Origin of the sequence: Bathymodiolus platifrons methanotrophic gill symbiont (assembly GCF_002189065.1) — a bacterium.
Taxonomy (GTDB): Bacteria; Pseudomonadota; Gammaproteobacteria; order Methylococcales; family Methylomonadaceae; genus Methyloprofundus.
The window spans coordinates 1-15,648 of the sequence record NZ_BDMN01000292.1; the positions used below are offsets into that span (position 1 = coordinate 1).

The 15,648-nt window shown below is 41.1% G+C and carries 13 protein-coding genes and 3 pseudogenes; 9 read left to right on the forward strand and 7 right to left on the reverse strand.

Annotation, left to right across the window (positions count from 1 at the left end; genetic code table 11):
* Nucleotides 1–349 precede the first annotated feature (349 nt).
* The 3 genes and pseudogenes from CDZ78_RS15385 (at nt 350) to CDZ78_RS15395 (ending at nt 2,093) form a co-directional block, all read left to right on the forward strand.
* Nucleotides 350–745 (forward strand): hypothetical protein, encoded by a 396-nt coding sequence (locus CDZ78_RS15385; protein WP_140414106.1) that lies wholly within the window; start codon nt 350–352, stop codon nt 743–745.
* A 28-nt stretch (nt 746–773) separates the two neighbouring features.
* Entirely contained in the window at nt 774–1,022 is a 249-nt protein-coding gene (locus CDZ78_RS15390) for a tetratricopeptide repeat protein (protein WP_140414107.1), read from the forward strand.
* Between the two features lie 186 nt (nt 1,023–1,208).
* A pseudogene (locus CDZ78_RS15395) lies at nt 1,209–2,093 on the forward strand (fructosamine kinase family protein).
* 104 nt (nt 2,094–2,197) lie between these two features.
* On the opposite strand, the gene CDZ78_RS15400 reads toward CDZ78_RS15395, so the two are convergent.
* Genes CDZ78_RS15400 through CDZ78_RS15415 form a run of 4 tightly spaced genes read right to left on the reverse strand, consistent with a single transcriptional unit; the run spans nt 2,198 to nt 4,254 of the window.
* A complete protein-coding gene (locus CDZ78_RS15400; protein ID WP_087870799.1) occupies nt 2,198–3,118 on the reverse strand; it encodes a peptidylprolyl isomerase in 921 nt (306 codons plus the stop codon).
* A 15-nt stretch (nt 3,119–3,133) separates the two neighbouring features.
* Nucleotides 3,134–3,400: a BolA family protein gene (locus tag CDZ78_RS15405; RefSeq protein WP_087870800.1), complete on the reverse strand. Its 267-nt coding sequence runs from the start codon at nt 3,398–3,400 to the stop codon at nt 3,134–3,136.
* A complete protein-coding gene (locus CDZ78_RS15410) occupies nt 3,397–3,699 on the reverse strand; it encodes a YciI family protein (protein WP_087870801.1) in 303 nt (100 codons plus the stop codon). The genes CDZ78_RS15405 and CDZ78_RS15410 overlap by 4 nt, the downstream gene beginning before the upstream one ends.
* Nucleotides 3,700–3,702: 3 nt before the next feature.
* Complete coding sequence (locus CDZ78_RS15415; protein WP_087870802.1) at nt 3,703–4,254, reverse strand: septation protein A; 552 nt, start codon at nt 4,252–4,254, stop codon at nt 3,703–3,705.
* Between the two features lie 264 nt (nt 4,255–4,518).
* Between CDZ78_RS15415 and CDZ78_RS15420 the strand changes: the two genes are divergently transcribed.
* The 5 genes from CDZ78_RS15420 to CDZ78_RS15440 all read left to right on the forward strand — a co-directional run bounded on the left by CDZ78_RS15420 (nt 4,519) and on the right by CDZ78_RS15440 (nt 9,390).
* The gene (locus CDZ78_RS15420) at nt 4,519–4,815 is read left to right on the forward strand and encodes a DUF1244 domain-containing protein (protein WP_087870803.1); all 297 of its coding nucleotides are present in this window, start codon (nt 4,519–4,521) and stop codon (nt 4,813–4,815) included.
* 2 nt (nt 4,816–4,817) lie between these two features.
* Nucleotides 4,818–5,549: a class I SAM-dependent methyltransferase gene (locus CDZ78_RS15425; protein ID WP_087870804.1), complete on the forward strand. Its 732-nt coding sequence runs from the start codon at nt 4,818–4,820 to the stop codon at nt 5,547–5,549.
* A gap of 125 nt (nt 5,550–5,674) precedes the next feature.
* Nucleotides 5,675–7,006 (forward strand): ABC transporter permease, encoded by a 1,332-nt coding sequence (locus CDZ78_RS15430; protein WP_087870805.1) that lies wholly within the window; start codon nt 5,675–5,677, stop codon nt 7,004–7,006.
* Nucleotides 7,003–8,601 (forward strand): ABC transporter ATP-binding protein, encoded by a 1,599-nt coding sequence (locus tag CDZ78_RS15435; protein ID WP_087870806.1) that lies wholly within the window; start codon nt 7,003–7,005, stop codon nt 8,599–8,601. Before CDZ78_RS15430 ends, CDZ78_RS15435 begins: the two co-directional genes overlap by 4 nt.
* Nucleotides 8,602–8,814: 213 nt before the next feature.
* Nucleotides 8,815–9,390: a YqaA family protein gene (locus CDZ78_RS15440; RefSeq protein ID WP_087870807.1), complete on the forward strand. Its 576-nt coding sequence runs from the start codon at nt 8,815–8,817 to the stop codon at nt 9,388–9,390.
* Nucleotides 9,391–9,561: 171 nt separating this feature from the next.
* On the opposite strand, the pseudogene CDZ78_RS15445 reads toward CDZ78_RS15440, so the two are convergent.
* From CDZ78_RS15445 to CDZ78_RS15455, 3 genes and pseudogenes are all read right to left on the reverse strand, one after another.
* Nucleotides 9,562–12,692 (reverse strand): annotated as a pseudogene (locus CDZ78_RS15445) (efflux RND transporter permease subunit).
* Nucleotides 12,685–14,064, reverse strand: coding sequence for an efflux RND transporter periplasmic adaptor subunit (locus tag CDZ78_RS15450; RefSeq protein ID WP_087870808.1), 1,380 nt, complete (start codon nt 14,062–14,064; stop codon nt 12,685–12,687). The pseudogene CDZ78_RS15445 and the gene CDZ78_RS15450 overlap by 8 nt, the downstream one beginning before the upstream one ends.
* Nucleotides 14,057–15,334, reverse strand: a complete 1,278-nt coding sequence (locus tag CDZ78_RS15455) for a TolC family protein (protein ID WP_087870809.1) — start codon at nt 15,332–15,334, stop codon at nt 14,057–14,059. The genes CDZ78_RS15450 and CDZ78_RS15455 overlap by 8 nt, the downstream gene beginning before the upstream one ends.
* Before the next feature lie 123 nt (nt 15,335–15,457).
* On the opposite strand from CDZ78_RS15455, the pseudogene CDZ78_RS15460 reads away from it, so the two are divergent.
* A pseudogene (locus CDZ78_RS15460) lies at nt 15,458–15,648 on the forward strand (ISL3 family transposase); the annotation flags it as partial.

A 15,648-nucleotide genomic window follows, 5' to 3' on the forward strand; every position in this document is an offset into this window, starting at 1 on the left:
GGTTAAACTATAAAAAGCGTAAAACTTTAGATTGGCAGGCATTGTCAATCGTTAGCAAAATAAAATTAGTAACCGCGTATTGCACTGGCTTCAGTCTTATATTTTTGCTAGCTTTTTAAAATGCAAAAGACCGTAGGTGATTTCTGTCAAAGAACATACCAACTTACTTGTTTTTTGCTCTTTTTCGGCGTTGCGACTACAGTGACATAGCGAAACTATGCGCCTGTAATCGCGCATTGAAGATGAACAAAAAAAATCCTGCGTAATCTGGACTATTCTTTTCCGCTAATCACCTTACGAAGCAGGCAAAGATAATGTCCTAACTAGAAAATTATTAAAGATGAAGATTTTGAATTATTTTAAGGTAATACCCTTTTTTGTATTGAATAAGTTATTTCCAGAATATAAACAATGTAATGCTATTAGCTATCAACCTGAATTGCCTTTAAGGTCAGGGCTTATTACGTCTACAATTTTGATAAAAACCAGCTTACTTATTTGTATTACCTGGTTATTAGCTGGGTGTGGTGGATTTGCCAGCAAGCAAGAACCAGCGCCTGTCTACGGAAGAACTAACTCAACTGACTATTCGGGCAGTCCTTCTGACAAAACAAAAGCGGAGCAGACAGCTGAGCTTAAAGGTGTCCAGGATGCTGTTATTCTTAAACAACAGGAACTTGATGTTAAATACCAGACAAAAAAATCCTCTAATGTCGTTGTTGCGTTGCTTGCAGAAAGATGTTAGTTACAAACAAGGTAATTTAGATAATTCCGTGGCAACTATTGAGCGTGCATTGCGTATAGAGCCTCGCAATGCTTTGTTATTATATAAATTAGCTTCGTTAAGGCTGCAGCAAGGGCAGCCTGATTTGGCCGAAAATCTAGCAAAAAAATCTGAACTATTAGCTGAAGGTAATGCCAATTTAAAAAAACAGAATTGGCTATTGATTGCAGCAGCTCGTGAACAGATGGGCGATCATGCTGGAGCAAAAGAAGCAAGAAAGAAAGCCAGTCGATTTTAGCTAATAAAATACTCTAATAAGGGAGTAATAAAGCTTTGCTCATCCTACAAGTAATTTATAGTATTGATTTTTAAATGTAAATTACGCTGAGTGGTTACTAGCTTTTTTTGTGGCAGAAATTTTTCATTGCCGGACAAAATACTAGAAGAAATACCAGCAAGTACTTATGAAGGCGACGTATAGATAATGAATAATTGGCAAACAGTTATCGAACAGATTGAACAGGCGACTGTACAAGGCTTTACTTTGGTGAAGGCTGATCAAATGCAAGGCGGAGATATTAATCAGGTTTATCATTTGCAAGGTGTAGAGAAAAGTTACTTTGTTAAATTGAATCGCGTCAGTTTGCTGGATATGTTTGAAGTGGAGGCGTTAAGTCTACATGAACTGGCGCAAACTAAAACCTTACGTATCCCATAAGCTATTACTTATGGAGCGGCTGAAGACTACGCTTTTTTAGTGCTGGAATATGTTGCATTAAAAGGAATAAATCAGACGACTCAGCAACAATTGGGTAGGCAATTAGCTGAACTACACCAAACCAGGCAAGATTATTTTGGCTGGCATCATGATAATTTTATTGGCAGTAATCAGCAGAGAAATACCCGGGATAATAACTGGGTGAATTTTTGGCAGGAACAACGTTTGATGGCTCAGCTTAAATTGGCGTCTGAGAATGGCTATACTGGAAAAATTCAGCAACAAGGTGAGCAACTATGCTTACTTATCCCCGAATTTTTCTCTTCCTATCAGCCTCAGGCATCTTTATTACATGGTGATTTGTGGTCAGGCAATGCAGCAGCAGATGCGGAGGGGCGAGCTATTATATATGATCCAGCCTGTTACTACGGCGACCGAGAGACGGATATTGCGATGACGGAGTTATTTGGCGGGTTTAGTGCAGATTTTTATGCGGCTTATGAAGAGGCATGGCCTTTAGATTCAGGGTATAAAACACGTAAGACTTTGTATAACTTATACCATATCCTGAATCATCTGAATTTATTTGGTAGCGGTTATTTGTGTCAAGCAGAAAGGATGATGCAGCCGTTAATTACAGAAATAAGGTAATGGATATGAAGAGTGGGGTCTCTTCTTTTTTCTAATAAACTGTTTTGATAATACGACTGCCAGCCGTTGGGGCTAGCAGTCGTATTAATGCGGTAACGTAGTTATTACTTTGCAGTTTCAACAGGCGCAGTTTTAGGCGCTTCTTCTGTTTTAACTTCAACGGTTTCAGTTGGTGCAGGTGCCATAACCGCAGGAGCAGGAGCTTCTTCTTGAAAAAGGATTTCAACTTTAGCGCTTTCGCGTAATGAATCAAGATAAGCAGTCAATTTTTGTCTTTGTACTAAAGGCTCTAACTGTGCTTTAACCGCCTCAAGTGGAGGTGGTGTTTGCTCTCTTGATTCTTCACGTATAATCACATGCCAGCCGAACTGGGTTTTAACAGGTGTTTTTGTGTACGTGCCATCTTCTAGAGCGGCAACTGCTTCTGAAAAAGGTGCAACCATTTGTTTGGATGAAAACCATCCTAAATCACCACCTTGTGTTTTTGATGGTCCTGTAGATTTAGTTTTAGCTAATTCAGCAAAGTCAGCGCCTTTATCAAGTTCAACAATGATTGCAATAGCATCTTTTTCTTCAACAACTAAAATATGGCGTGCTTTGTATTCAGTCCCTGATACTGAAGCCATTTGTTTGTCATATTCTACTTGTAAATCAGCATCGGTTACCGGGTTTGACTTGATGTAATCTTCAATAGTAAGTTGTGATAACAGCGCATTTTGCATCATAACTAAGCGTTGTTGTGTTTCAGGATTTTGATCCAGATGTTTACTTTTGGCTTGTTGAACTAATAATTTTCTTCTAACCAATTCATCAATAAGCTTTTCAGTCGGGATCTTTTGTCCACGAGCTCGTTCACTGACTTCTGTTGTCAAAGTTTCCAGTGCATATTTACTGATATATTCACCATTGACAACTGCAACAGCATCTTCTTTCTGAATGCTAGGAGCAGTGATGTTATTAGTGTTTTGCTGGCAAGCTGCTAATACAGACCCGGCAAGTAAGAGAGGGATTACTTTTAATTTCATAATAGTCATTTTCCTTTAGTGTGACTCAGTTGGGGTGAAAGCATCAATGCCCAGGGCGTGAATTTCATGTTTCATCAAGTCACCCAGGGCTTTATAAATTAGTTGATGGCGCTGTACTAACGATTTACCTGAAAATGCATCAGATACAATACGTACATGGTAGTGGCCACCACCACTTTGAGCACCAGCATGACCTGCATGAGCCTGACTATTGTCGGCTATTTCAAGTAGCTCTGGTGCTAAGGATTCTGTGAGTAATGATTTAATTAAATCAACGGTCATTGTGGGAATACCTGTTTAAAAGGTTTTACGGAAACTTTTGCATAAACACCTGCAGCCATATAGGGGTCACTATCTGCCCAGTTATTTGCAAGCTCTAAACTAGTAAATTCAGCAACGACAAGACTTCCGGTAAATCCGGCATCTCCAGGTGAATTACTATCAATAGCTGGGTGAGGGCCGGCGATAACAAGACGGCCTTCATCTTGTAGATCTTGCAAACGCTGCAAGTGTGCTGGACGTGCGGACATTCTTTTTTCCAGACTGTTTGCAATATCTTCGCTCAGGATGGCATATAGCATTGCTTATTCCTCCGACTCGGGTTCTGGGTCTGGCATATATTTATACATAAAACCAACCTGTAGCAAAATAAAAACAGCCATCATGGCGGGGACACCAAAGGTTTTAAAGTTTACCCATTCTTCGGTGCTGTAATTAAACATAACGTAGATATTGATACAACCTACACTAATAAAAAATAGCGCCCAGACAAAATTCAATATCGACCAGATTTTATTGGGCAGTTCTAAATTAGCGCCCATCATTTTTTCGATAATAGTCTTTTTACCGATAAAATGACTGCCGAGTAATACCCCGCCAAATAGCCATTCTATAATAGTGAGTTTCCACTTGATAAATTGCTCGTCTTGCAAATACAGAGTTGCGCCGCCCATAGTCACCATTAGGCCTAAGGTGACCCATTGCATGGTTTCTACTTTTTTATGTCTGAACCAGTTATAGGTAACCTGAATAAAGGTCGCTACAATCACAACAGCCGTGGCTACGTATAAGTCATAGTTCTTATAGGCAATAAAAAACAGGACGATAGGGAAGAAATCAAAGATTATTTTATTCATGAAAGTAGAAATGGGGGTTTAAACGTAAAAAACAATGTCTGGAAATATTAAAATGTTATGCATTGGTTAAAGCCCTGGCCTACTTACGAAGATATGCAGGAATTAAGCCCTGGCTGATGGCTTTAATAGAGCGATAGTATATATGCTAAAAAAACATTAGATTTAAAAAAGCAAATAATCTCATAATTGTAGGTGTTTTTTTTACTTTTGTACATGAACTGATGGGGCTTTCTGCTAGAATAAATAATTTATTCAGGGGGAATAATGGACGTAAATACACAGACAGAGCTTGAAGCCGCAGCTTTTAGACAGTTAATTGCACATTTTCAAGAGCATACTGAAGTACAAAATATTGATTTAATGAATTTAGCGGACTTTTGTCGTAACTGTCTGGCTAAATGGTATATGGCTGCTGCAGAAGCTAAAGGCGTATCTATGGATTATGATGCTGCTAGAGAATATGTTTATGGCATGCCTTATAGTGACTGGAAGGATCAATTTCAAATGCCGGCCACGGCTGAACAGCTGGCTTTATTTGAGAGTAAAAAAGAGTCTAAATAAGTATGGATAATAAGCAGTTTGATGTCATGTTTTCAGGCGTTATAGGGCAAGAGTATGAAACCTTAAAATTGATTTGTCCTTTAGCTGCAAAGATGAGTCGATTTGTTGGTGAGTCTATTGCAGAGTTCGCCAAAACTCATTCGGATAAAACTCTTTCAGTCCTGGAACTGGGCGGTGGAACGGGGATCACTACTTTATCAATTTTATCATCAAGTGAGTCTATCAAGGTTGTTTCTGTGGATAGCGAGCCAACAATGCAAAGCCAGGCTAAACAAAACCTACAACAATGGGTAGAGCAAGGGCGACTTACTTTTGATGGGCGCGATGCTTTAAGTGTGTTAAGTAACACTGCATCGGCTAGCGTGGATATAATGGCTTCTGCGTATACTTTGCATAATTTCCTGGATATTTATCGTGCTGAAGTCATTACAGAAATTTATCGGGTATTAAAACCTGGTGGAAAGTTTATTAATGGTGATCGTTATGGCCTGGATGATCTAACGGCGCATACTCGTACCATTCAAAATGAAGTAGCTGGTTATTTTAAGGCGCTGATAGAAGTTAATAAGCTGGATGTTTTACAGCACTGGATAGTGCATTTATTTTCTGATGAATCGGAAAATCATGTGATGCGTGAATCATTTTCTTTGCAACAACTTGAACAAGCAGGCTTTAAAGAGATTGGGCTAACTAACCGCTGTGAAGTCAATGCTCTAGTTACGGCGATAAAATAGTTTTGTTACCCTTGTAGGGCGCGGCTTTAGCCCGCCTTTTAACATAGTTATTGATAATGGCGGGCTAAAGCCGTGCCCTACACTGTCTATAGCAGACTAAAGTCTGCTCTACAAAAAATAGATTTATGATTATTTTATGGACTGATGCACTGATTTATATACTTATTTCAGTTATCACTATTTTATTTTTTAGTCTGCGTAAAAAAGAACATTTTGTACGCCCATGGAAACAAGTCGCCAATAGCAGAACAGCTATGGCATCCCTGGTTTTTTTAGTGTTTTTTATTATAATTGGGCTATTAGACTCGGTACACTTTAAACCGAGTAATGCTAATAGTCATGACATAATCAGTCTGCTGGACTACTGTGTAGATCCGATACGATTACATCAGGAAAAAAGCTATTCAGCACCTTTCTCGGCCTATTCATTTAGTAAAGAGTTAATTGTGACTCCTGATCAAGCCAATACCTGGGGCTATCAGCGCCTGCAATATGCGGCCAGTCATTTAACTAATGTTGAAACGGAAAAAACAGGCGATATTTTAGCTAAAGCTATGCAAGGCTGGGCACTCGGTGCGGGGTTAGTCATTATTCTGTTTTGTGGTTATCACTGGTTGAAGAAGTTACGGTTTTTTAGTTGCAAATCAGTGAATACAGTTTTTGCTACGCTCTTTTTACTGGCTAGTATCAGTACTATGTTGTTTGAATTATCCACTTATTATCATGTGATGGGTACGGATAAGGTGGGCGAAGACGTATTTTATCAGGCAATTAAAAGCATACGTACTGGCCTGGTCATTGGTTCATTAACAACCTTGATTATGCTTCCCCTAGCGATTATTTTTGGTATTCTTGCCGGTTTTTTTCGTGGCTGGGTTGATGATGTCATTCAATATATCTATACCACTTTAAATTCTATTCCCGGGGTCTTATTAATCGCTGCGTCAATATTAATGGTGCAGGTTTATATGGCCAATCATCAGGATCAGTTTACCAGTCTGGTTACACGTGCAGATATGCGTTTATTATTTCTCTGTTTAATTCTGGGAGTAACCAGCTGGACAGGTCTATGCCGAATGCTACGCGCTGAAACACTAAAGTTAAGGGAAATGGAGTATGTACAGGCAGCACAAGCGTTAGGTGTTCCGCGTTATCAGATTTTATACCGTCATATTCTGCCGAACGTTATGCATATCGTCCTGATTTCAGTAGTGTTGGATTTTAGTTCACTGGTATTAGCCGAAGCAGTACTGTCCTACGTTAATATTGGTGTCGATCCAACGACGTATAGCTGGGGTAATATGATCAATGGTGCGCGCCTGGAAATGGCAAGAGAGCCGGTTGTGTGGTGGTCCCTGGCGGCATCTTTTGTGTTTATGTTTGGTCTGGTATTATCTGCAAATTTATTTGCCGATACTGTGCGAGATGCCTTTGACCCTAGAAGGGCGCAGTCATGAAGCAACCTTTATTAAGTGTACAGAATTTACAGCTAAGCTTTGCCGGACAGCCAGTCATTAACGGTATTAGCTTTGATATTTTTAAAGGTGAGACCTTTGCTCTGGTTGGTGAGTCGGGGTCGGGAAAATCATTAGCTGCTTTGTCTGTCTTGCGCCTACATCCCGCTCAATCTTATCTACAGGCAGATGCAATTCAGCTAGGAGATATTGATATTTTACGTACACCTGAAGCTGAATTATGTCAGGTACGTGGTCAGCGTGTAGCTATGATTTTTCAGGATCCGATGAGTTCCCTGAATCCAGTGATGACGATTGGGCAGCAGATTGCTGAAACCATACAAATACATTTCTCTTTAAATAAGCAACAGTGCATAGAAAAAGTATTGTCTTTATTAGAGCAGGTAGGAATTCCTGATAGACAGCGCCGTATTAATGAATATCCACACCAGTTATCAGGGGGGCAGCGACAACGTATCATGATTGCAATCGCTCTGGCAGGTGAGCCGGACCTCTTAATTGCTGATGAGCCGACGACTGCATTGGATGTCACCATTCAGGCACAGATCTTACAATTATTAAAAAAAATACAGCAAGAAAATGGGATGGCTTTATGGCTGATTAGTCATGACTTAGCCTTGGTGTCGAATATGGCAGATCAGGTTGCGGTTATGCAATCAGGGTTAATTGTGGAGGTTGCTGAAAATAAGGAAATTTTTACTCACGCAAAGCATCAATATACGCAAAAATTACTCAATGCTCTCCCAGATATCAATTGTTGTGCTGAACACGGGAAGCCAAAAGCGGATATTATTTTAAAACTAACAGGTTTTAAAGTACATTACCCCATTAGAAAAGGGCTATTCAAGAGAGTAGTTGATTATGTAAAAGCAGTAGATGATGTGAGTTTTACATTAGAAGCAGGTAAGACCTTAGCATTAGTCGGTGAATCTGGTTGTGGCAAAACAACGTTGGGTAAGGGCTTGCTAAATTTGATCCCCAGCACAGCGGGTCAAGTTGAGTTTGCAGGAGTGGATCTGGCATCTCTTTCAAGGGAAGAGTTGCGAGAACAGCGCTCAGCAATGCAGATTGTTTTTCAGGATCCATTTGCTGCAATGAACCCCAGAATGTTAGTGCTGGATATTATTGCTGAAGGAGTCTGGGCTATGCACAAGGATATCAATGAGCAAGATCGTATCGTTATAGTCACCGATTTATTAAAACAAGTGGGTTTAGATGAAACGGCCTTATATCGCTACCCTCATGAATTCTCAGGAGGGCAACGGCAACGAATTTGTATCGCACGAGCATTGGCCGTTAAACCGAAGTTAATTGTCTGTGATGAGCCCACATCCGCACTAGATGTATCGGTACAGAAGCAAATTATTGAGTTGTTAAAAAGTTTACAGAAAACACAGAATATCAGTTATTTATTTATCACCCATGATCTTGCTGTCGTTGCGGAAATAGCAGATGAAATAGCGGTCATGTATCAGGGTAAAATTGTAGAACATGGGCCTGTCAATCAAGTATTAAGGCATGCTCAGCACAGCTATACGCAAAAATTGTTAAGTGCTGTGCCGGTGCTGGTTCAGTAGCTCTAGTTCCAAACGTGGATTTAATAAAGCCCGAAATATTTTTACTGTAGCACTGCCAGTCCTCGAAGGACTGGCAGTGCTTGCGGATATTATTGAATTCTGATTCCTAAGGGCGTGGCTGGGTTTTTAAATTCATTAATTTTTATAAAACATGAGATACTTGAGCCCTAATCTATTTATCCTTAATATCTCACGTATTCTGTTATTTATTTCATGTTCAAAAAACTCTACGATAAAGCCATTCAAGGGTCTAAGCACCGCCATGCAAGTAAATATCTGGCGATTTTAAGTTTTGCCGAATCTTCTTTTTTTCCCGTACCACCAGATGTAATGCTTGCTCCGATGGTTCTTGCGCAACAAGAAAAAGCCTGGCGCCTGGCAATGATTACCACGATTGCTTCAGTGTTAGGCGGAATGCTAGGCTATGCGATAGGTTTTTTTGCCTTTGATATGATTCAACCCTGGCTGGAAGGTTCACATTATTGGTCTAAGTATCAATTGGCGGAGCAGTGGTTTAAGGATTGGGGTTTCTGGGCTATATTAATTGCGGGTTTTTCACCCATCCCTTATAAGGTCTTTACTATTGCTGCCGGAGCACTGTCCATGATGTTTTTGCCTTTTGTGCTTGCTTCTTTTGTTGGGCGTGGCGGGCGTTTCTTTCTGGTTGCTGGTTTATTGGCATGGGGGGGCGAGCGCTTTGAAAGCAAACTGCGTCAATATATGGACTGGATTGGCTGGTCAGTTGTTGTTTTAATTATTATTGGAGTGGGTGTTTATAAATTTTTCTGATTACGTACAACTCACAGCCATTATTAAAATAAATAATAAGAATCAGTATATTGAGAGCGTCATTAGTAATTACTCATTATTCACGGGCAAGATTTTTTTGGGGGTATGGGCAGCCTGCCCGTTTGCATGGGCGAGCCGCCCATGCCCCCACATAATGAGAAGTTACTCTTTTTAAGTCACTTCAGGTCTTTTTCGTTGTTCCTGGAACTGTAACACCAGACTATAAATAACAGGAAATACCAGTAAACTCAGTAATAGAACTGTTACCATGCCACCTAAAACGGGTGCCGCTATGCGTTGAGTAACATCAGCGCCGGTACCGCTACTTAGCATAATAGGAACTAAACCAATCATCGTTGAAATGGCAGTAATTGCAACCGGGCGTACTCGTAAAGCGGTCGCTGTGGCGACTGCATTGCTAATTTCTGGCGCTGATAAAAGTTGTTGTTTTTGTTGACGTAATTTTGCAATTTCAATATCGATAAAATTTAACACCATAACGCCTGTTTCCGCTGCTGTGCCTGCCAGGGCAATAAAACCAACATATACCGCGACCGATAAATTGAAACCGTAAAGATAGACTATCCAGATCCCCCCGATAAGCCCAAAAGGAACTGTTAGCATAACTATCATCGGTTCAGTGATGTTACCGAAGGTCAGATACAGTAAAAAGAAGATAATTAAAAAAGTGATGGGGATCACAATTTTTAATCTCTCAGCTGCTCGTTGCATATACTCAAACTGCCCAGACCAGGTGATTGTATAACCGGCAGGGATAGAAACTTTTTCGGCTAGTACCTGTTTGGCTTTGTGCACAAAGCCCCCAATATCAGAAGAGCTGATATCCACATAAATCCAGGCATTCGGGCGGGCATTTTTACTTTTAATAACTGGGGGGCCACGCCTAAGGTTTAATGTGGAAACTAGAGCCAGGGGAATTTGGCTGCCTGTTGGTGTGGGAATTAAAACCCGCTGCAGACTTTCCAGGTTGTCTCGCAGTTCACGTGGGTAGCGTAGATTAACTGGGTAGCGTTCCAGACCTTCAACCGTTTCTGTGATATTCATGCCGCCTATGGCGCTTTGCACCACATCTTGGACATCACCCACCGTCAAGCCATAGCGGGCGGCTGCAACTCGATTAATATCAAAGTCCAGATAATAGCCTCCTACCGCTCTATCACCATAAGCAGATAGGGTTTCTGGTAAGCTTTTCATGGCTAATTCAATCTGTAGTGAAATATCCTGTAATACATTTAAATCGGGTCCGGAAACTTTAATACCTATCGGTGTTTTAATGCCTGTTGATAGCATATCAATACGGGTTTTGATCGGCATGGTCCAGGCATTGGCAACTCCAGGAAACTGAATGGCCTTATCCATTTCATGCATCAATTGTTGTGTTGTTTTATCGGGATCTGGCCATTGCTCCCTGGGCTTTAGGCTAACGGTGGTTTCCATCATGGATAACGGAGCTGCGTCAGTGGCTGACTCAGCTCTACCCACCTTTCCGAAAACATGCTGCACTTCTGGAAATGTTTTTAGAATCTTATCAGTTTGTTGCAAGAGTTCCTTAGCTTTGGTGATGGAAATACCAGGAAATGTACTTGGCATATACAAAATATCACCTTCATCTAGGGGAGGCATAAATTCACTACCAATATTAGATAGAGGATAGTAGCTTGAACCCAGTAATAGCAGTGCAATCAATAAAGTTATGTTACGAAAGCGCATGGCTAAAGATAAAACAGGGGTATGTAGGAAATGTAAGATACGATTGGCGGGGTTTTTCTGTTCGGGAGTGATTTTTCCGCGAATAAAGTAGCCCATTAACACGGGTACAACTGTCACAGTTAAAATTGCTGCAGCTCCCATAGCATAGGACTTGGTGAACGCTAGTGGGCTGAATAGGCGGCCTTCTTGCGCTTGCATGGTAAAAATGGGAATAAATGAAACGGTGATAATTAATAGCGAGAAAAATAAAGCGGGCCCAACTTCTCGTGAAGCGGCGTTAATTGCTTGCCAGCGTTCATTAGCTGTTAAATCCCTGTTTTTTTCAGGCGTGCATCCGCTAAATGTTTATGTGCGTTTTCCACCATATCACCAATGGCTATGGCGATTCCTCCCAGAGACATAATATTGGCATTCAAACCCTGATAACGCATGATAATAAAAGCGATTAAAATACCCAGGGGCAGGGTGATGATAATGACTAATGAGGAGCGTAAGTGCAATAAAAACAGGCCTACTAGAATGCTGACGATAATCAATTCCTGGATTAACGCGGTATTCAATGTTTTTACTGCGCGTTCAATCAGGTTTCCCCGGTCATAGACAGGGATAATTTCTACACCTGTCGGCAAACCTTTTTTAAGTTCTTGCAGCTTTTCTTTAACGGCAGTGATGGTTGCCTGTGCATTTTCACCAAAACGCATAATGATAATTCCACCTGCAACTTCGCCTTGACCATCCAGTTCGGCTAGGCCGCGACGTAGTTCAGGGCCTATATGAACATGGGCGACATCCTGTAAGCGTATCGGCGTTCCATTAGTATCAACGCCGACTGGAATTACATTCAGGTCTTCAACTGAGTGGATATAGCCTAAACCGCGTACCATGTATTCAGTCTCGGCCATTTCAATCAGGCGGCCGCCCACATCATTGTTAGAGCGTATAATTGCCTGTTTGACTTTAGATAATGGGATGCCATAAGCCTGTAATACATTGGGATCAACTTCAACCTGATATTGCTTGACATAGCCACCAATTGAGGCAACTTCAGCAACACCTTTGACTGTTTGTAAGGGATAGCGTAGATACCAGTCTTGCAGTGTACGTAACTGTGCTAAATCATGTTGGCCTGTTTTATCTACTAAGGCATACTCATATACCCAGCCTACACCTGTTGCATCGGGTCCTAACGTTGGGGTGATTCCCTGTGGTAACTGGCTGCTGACATAGTTTAATGATTCTAGAACCCGAGAGCGTGCCCAGTAAAGGTCGGTACCATCTTCAAAAATAATATAAACAAACGATAAACCAAAAAAGGAATAGCCGCGTACGGTTTTGGAATATGGAACTGCGAGCATTGCTGTTGTTAAAGGGTAGGTGACCTGGTCTTCAACAACCTGTGGAGCTTGTCCGGGGTATTTGGTAAAAACAATCACCTGTACATCTGATAAATCAGGAATCGCATCCAGGGGCATGTTTTTATAGGACCAGGCGCCTCCCAGTCCAAGTGCCAGAGCCATAAGCAATACCAAAGCACGGTTTTTGATTGAGCTATCAATGATAGTCTTAATCATTATTCGACTCCATTGGGTGGTCTGGGTGATTCATCTCAACAGGTTTAAGTTCGTTAGCTGGCAATATTTCCTGGTGTTGCATAAGTTCATGTTCAGCAGCTTGATGCTGGAGGTCCATCGCTTCCAGCATTTTAGCTGTTGCTTCACTAAGTTTTGATTCCGAATCAATCAGGAATTGTGCAGAAACCACTATTTCTTCACCTTCCTTAAGTCCTTTTTCTACTATCACTTTACCGTTCGAAGCTAAGCCTAAAGTAACCAAGCGAGGCTCAAACTTTCCAGGCGCTCGCACCACAAAAACCTGATTACGTGAACCAGAACGGATGACTGCTTCTGCAGGAATAACAATGGCATCTGGTTTCATGCCGGCATAAACAGTGACATCGGCAAACATTTCGGGTTTTAATAACAAGTCTGGATTGTCAAATATCAGTCTTACTTTAATGGTACGGGTTTTAGCTTCTGCATAAGGATAGATATAAGCAAGATGGCCCATAAAAGTTTTGCCGGGTATGCCTGCCAGTTGCATTTCTACAGAATCTCCTTGTTTTACCCAGGGTAACTCATATTCATAAATATCCACTAGCACCCAGACTTTACTTAGGTCTGCAATCATGTAAATTTCAGTTGTGGGGGTTACAAACTGTCCTTCCCGCGCACCAATCTTCATGACAATGCCTGCTTTAGGAGCATGAATATGTACGCTTTTTTTTATCTTGTGGCTATGTTCCAGTTCGTGAATCTGGTGCTTTGGTACATCCAGTAATTTTAATCTTTCCAGAGAGCTTTTGACTAGATTCTCTGCACCATCGCGTATATCCTTAATCGGGCTTTTTTCTAGTGCCTTAAGATTATTTAGAGCTAAAATATACTCTTGCTGGCTAGCGACTAATTGTGGTGAATAAATACTTAATAAATCCGTGTTCTTTTTTACATATTGTCCGGTTTTATCAATGTTCAGTTTTTCAATCCAGCCTTCTGTTTTGGGATGTAAGTGCACCATGCGTTCTTCATCATAGGTAACCCGGCCTACAGCGCGTACCGTATGAGATAGTGCGGTTTTAATTGCTTTGGCAGTACGCACGCTCATGTTTTGTACAGTAACACCATCAATTTCAACGCCTCCCACAGGTGTTTCATCGATACTTTCCTGGTCGGCATAAACGGGTATATACTCCATTCCCATTGAATCTTTTGCTGGGGTAGGCGAGGTGACAGAAGGATTCATTGGGTTGCGAAAAAATAATATTTTCTGTTCGGCATGTGTTTCTGTGGGCTGAATATTCATCAGTTGTAAGCCTGCTAGCCAATAGCCACTTGCTAATCCTATGATTAGCATCAAGGGAGCAATAATCAATATGGACTTATTCATAGATTTCTTCCTTACCAACGACGGCAGTCAATTGTGCTAATGCCTGATTAGCTTCGCTTAAAGCTTTCCAGTATTGAGTCTCATAGTTATATAAAGTAATCTGGCTACGTACCAGATTTAAAAAATCGACTTTGTTTACCTGGTAGCCGGCCAGCATGGAGGCAACGGTCTGTCTTGCTTGTGGGATAATTCCGTTTTTAAATAACAATGACTGGCTCTTAGTTTGCTGAAACGCACTATAAGCTGTTGATATTTCAGCACGCACTTTATTCCACTGATCCTGCATGGCGTAGCGTTGTTGCATTAATTCGCTACTGCGTTGATCAATTGCTTTTTGTTGTTTGCTAGCAGCAAAAATGGGTACATTCATGCTGAGTTTTAGGCTGAGAAAATCAGCGCGTTTTTCCCCGGAAAGCGTATCTTCGCGACCGCCATAATAAGCACCGACAGTAAAATCAGGTAATAAATCTTTTCTAGCCAGGTCAAGTCGTGATTGCGCAGCATGGATAGATTTGCGCCTGGAAGCCAGTATAGATCGATAGCTTTCAGCCTGATTAAACAAGTCTTGTTCTGCTTGCAGGATGGGTAGATCTTCTACAACTTGATCCGGTAGGCTAAAAGCGTGGTTTGCAGGTTTGTTCAGCAGAGCATTTAATTGGGCTTTTATTTTATTTTGGCTACCTATTAATCTGATCTTATTATTTAACAGTTGTGATAATTCCAGTTGTGCTAATAAGACATCCTGTTGTAGGCCTTCACCTACTTCATATTTAGTCTGGGCAATTTTAACAAATTGACGTAACAGGGACTGGTTAGTAGCGATAATATCCAAAGCCCTATCCAGATAAAATAGAGCCCACCAGGTGTTTTTGACATCTCGTAAAAGGTGAAAACGAGCTTCAGTTACATCATAAAATGCGGCTTCTGACTGGAATGTTGCTGCCTGCTCGCGTAAGGCTAATTTACCAAAAAAAGGAATTGCCTGGGAAATGCCTCCCTGCATTTGAGTCATATTTTCCTGGGCGATATCAAAGGTATCGACTGGCAGGTTTAAAGCAGTAAAGCTAATCACCGGGTCGGGTAAAGTGCCGACCTGTGACGGTATAGCGGACATAGCTCTGGAGCGAGCCTGGGTTTGCGCAAGGCTAGGATTATCTAGTTCAGCAATGTTAATTGCTACTTGTAGTGTCAGCCTGGGTTGTTCGGCTTTAGCGAAACTGGATAAAGCCAGCAACATAAAAAATGATGCTACTTTGTTGGGTGAAATCATATTATTATCATGCACAAGGCAATAAAACCTAAGTAATAGAGCATAAATTAATAAGCAGGAGCAAAAAGGATCTGTTTTTTTTGGCTCTATGTGAATCCTAGTGGGTAGTGCGATAATAATACCATGAATAATGAATCTTTATTTAGTATGGCTTTAGGCTTACAATCGCCTTGGAAAGTGGAAGAAATTATCTTTTCAAACGACAATATTTTAGAACAGAATGAACTTCATTTGCAGATAGGTTTTGAACCAGGCGCCCGTTTTGCTGATGAATCGGGGGTTCTCTGCCCAGTGCATGATACAGTCGATCGGCA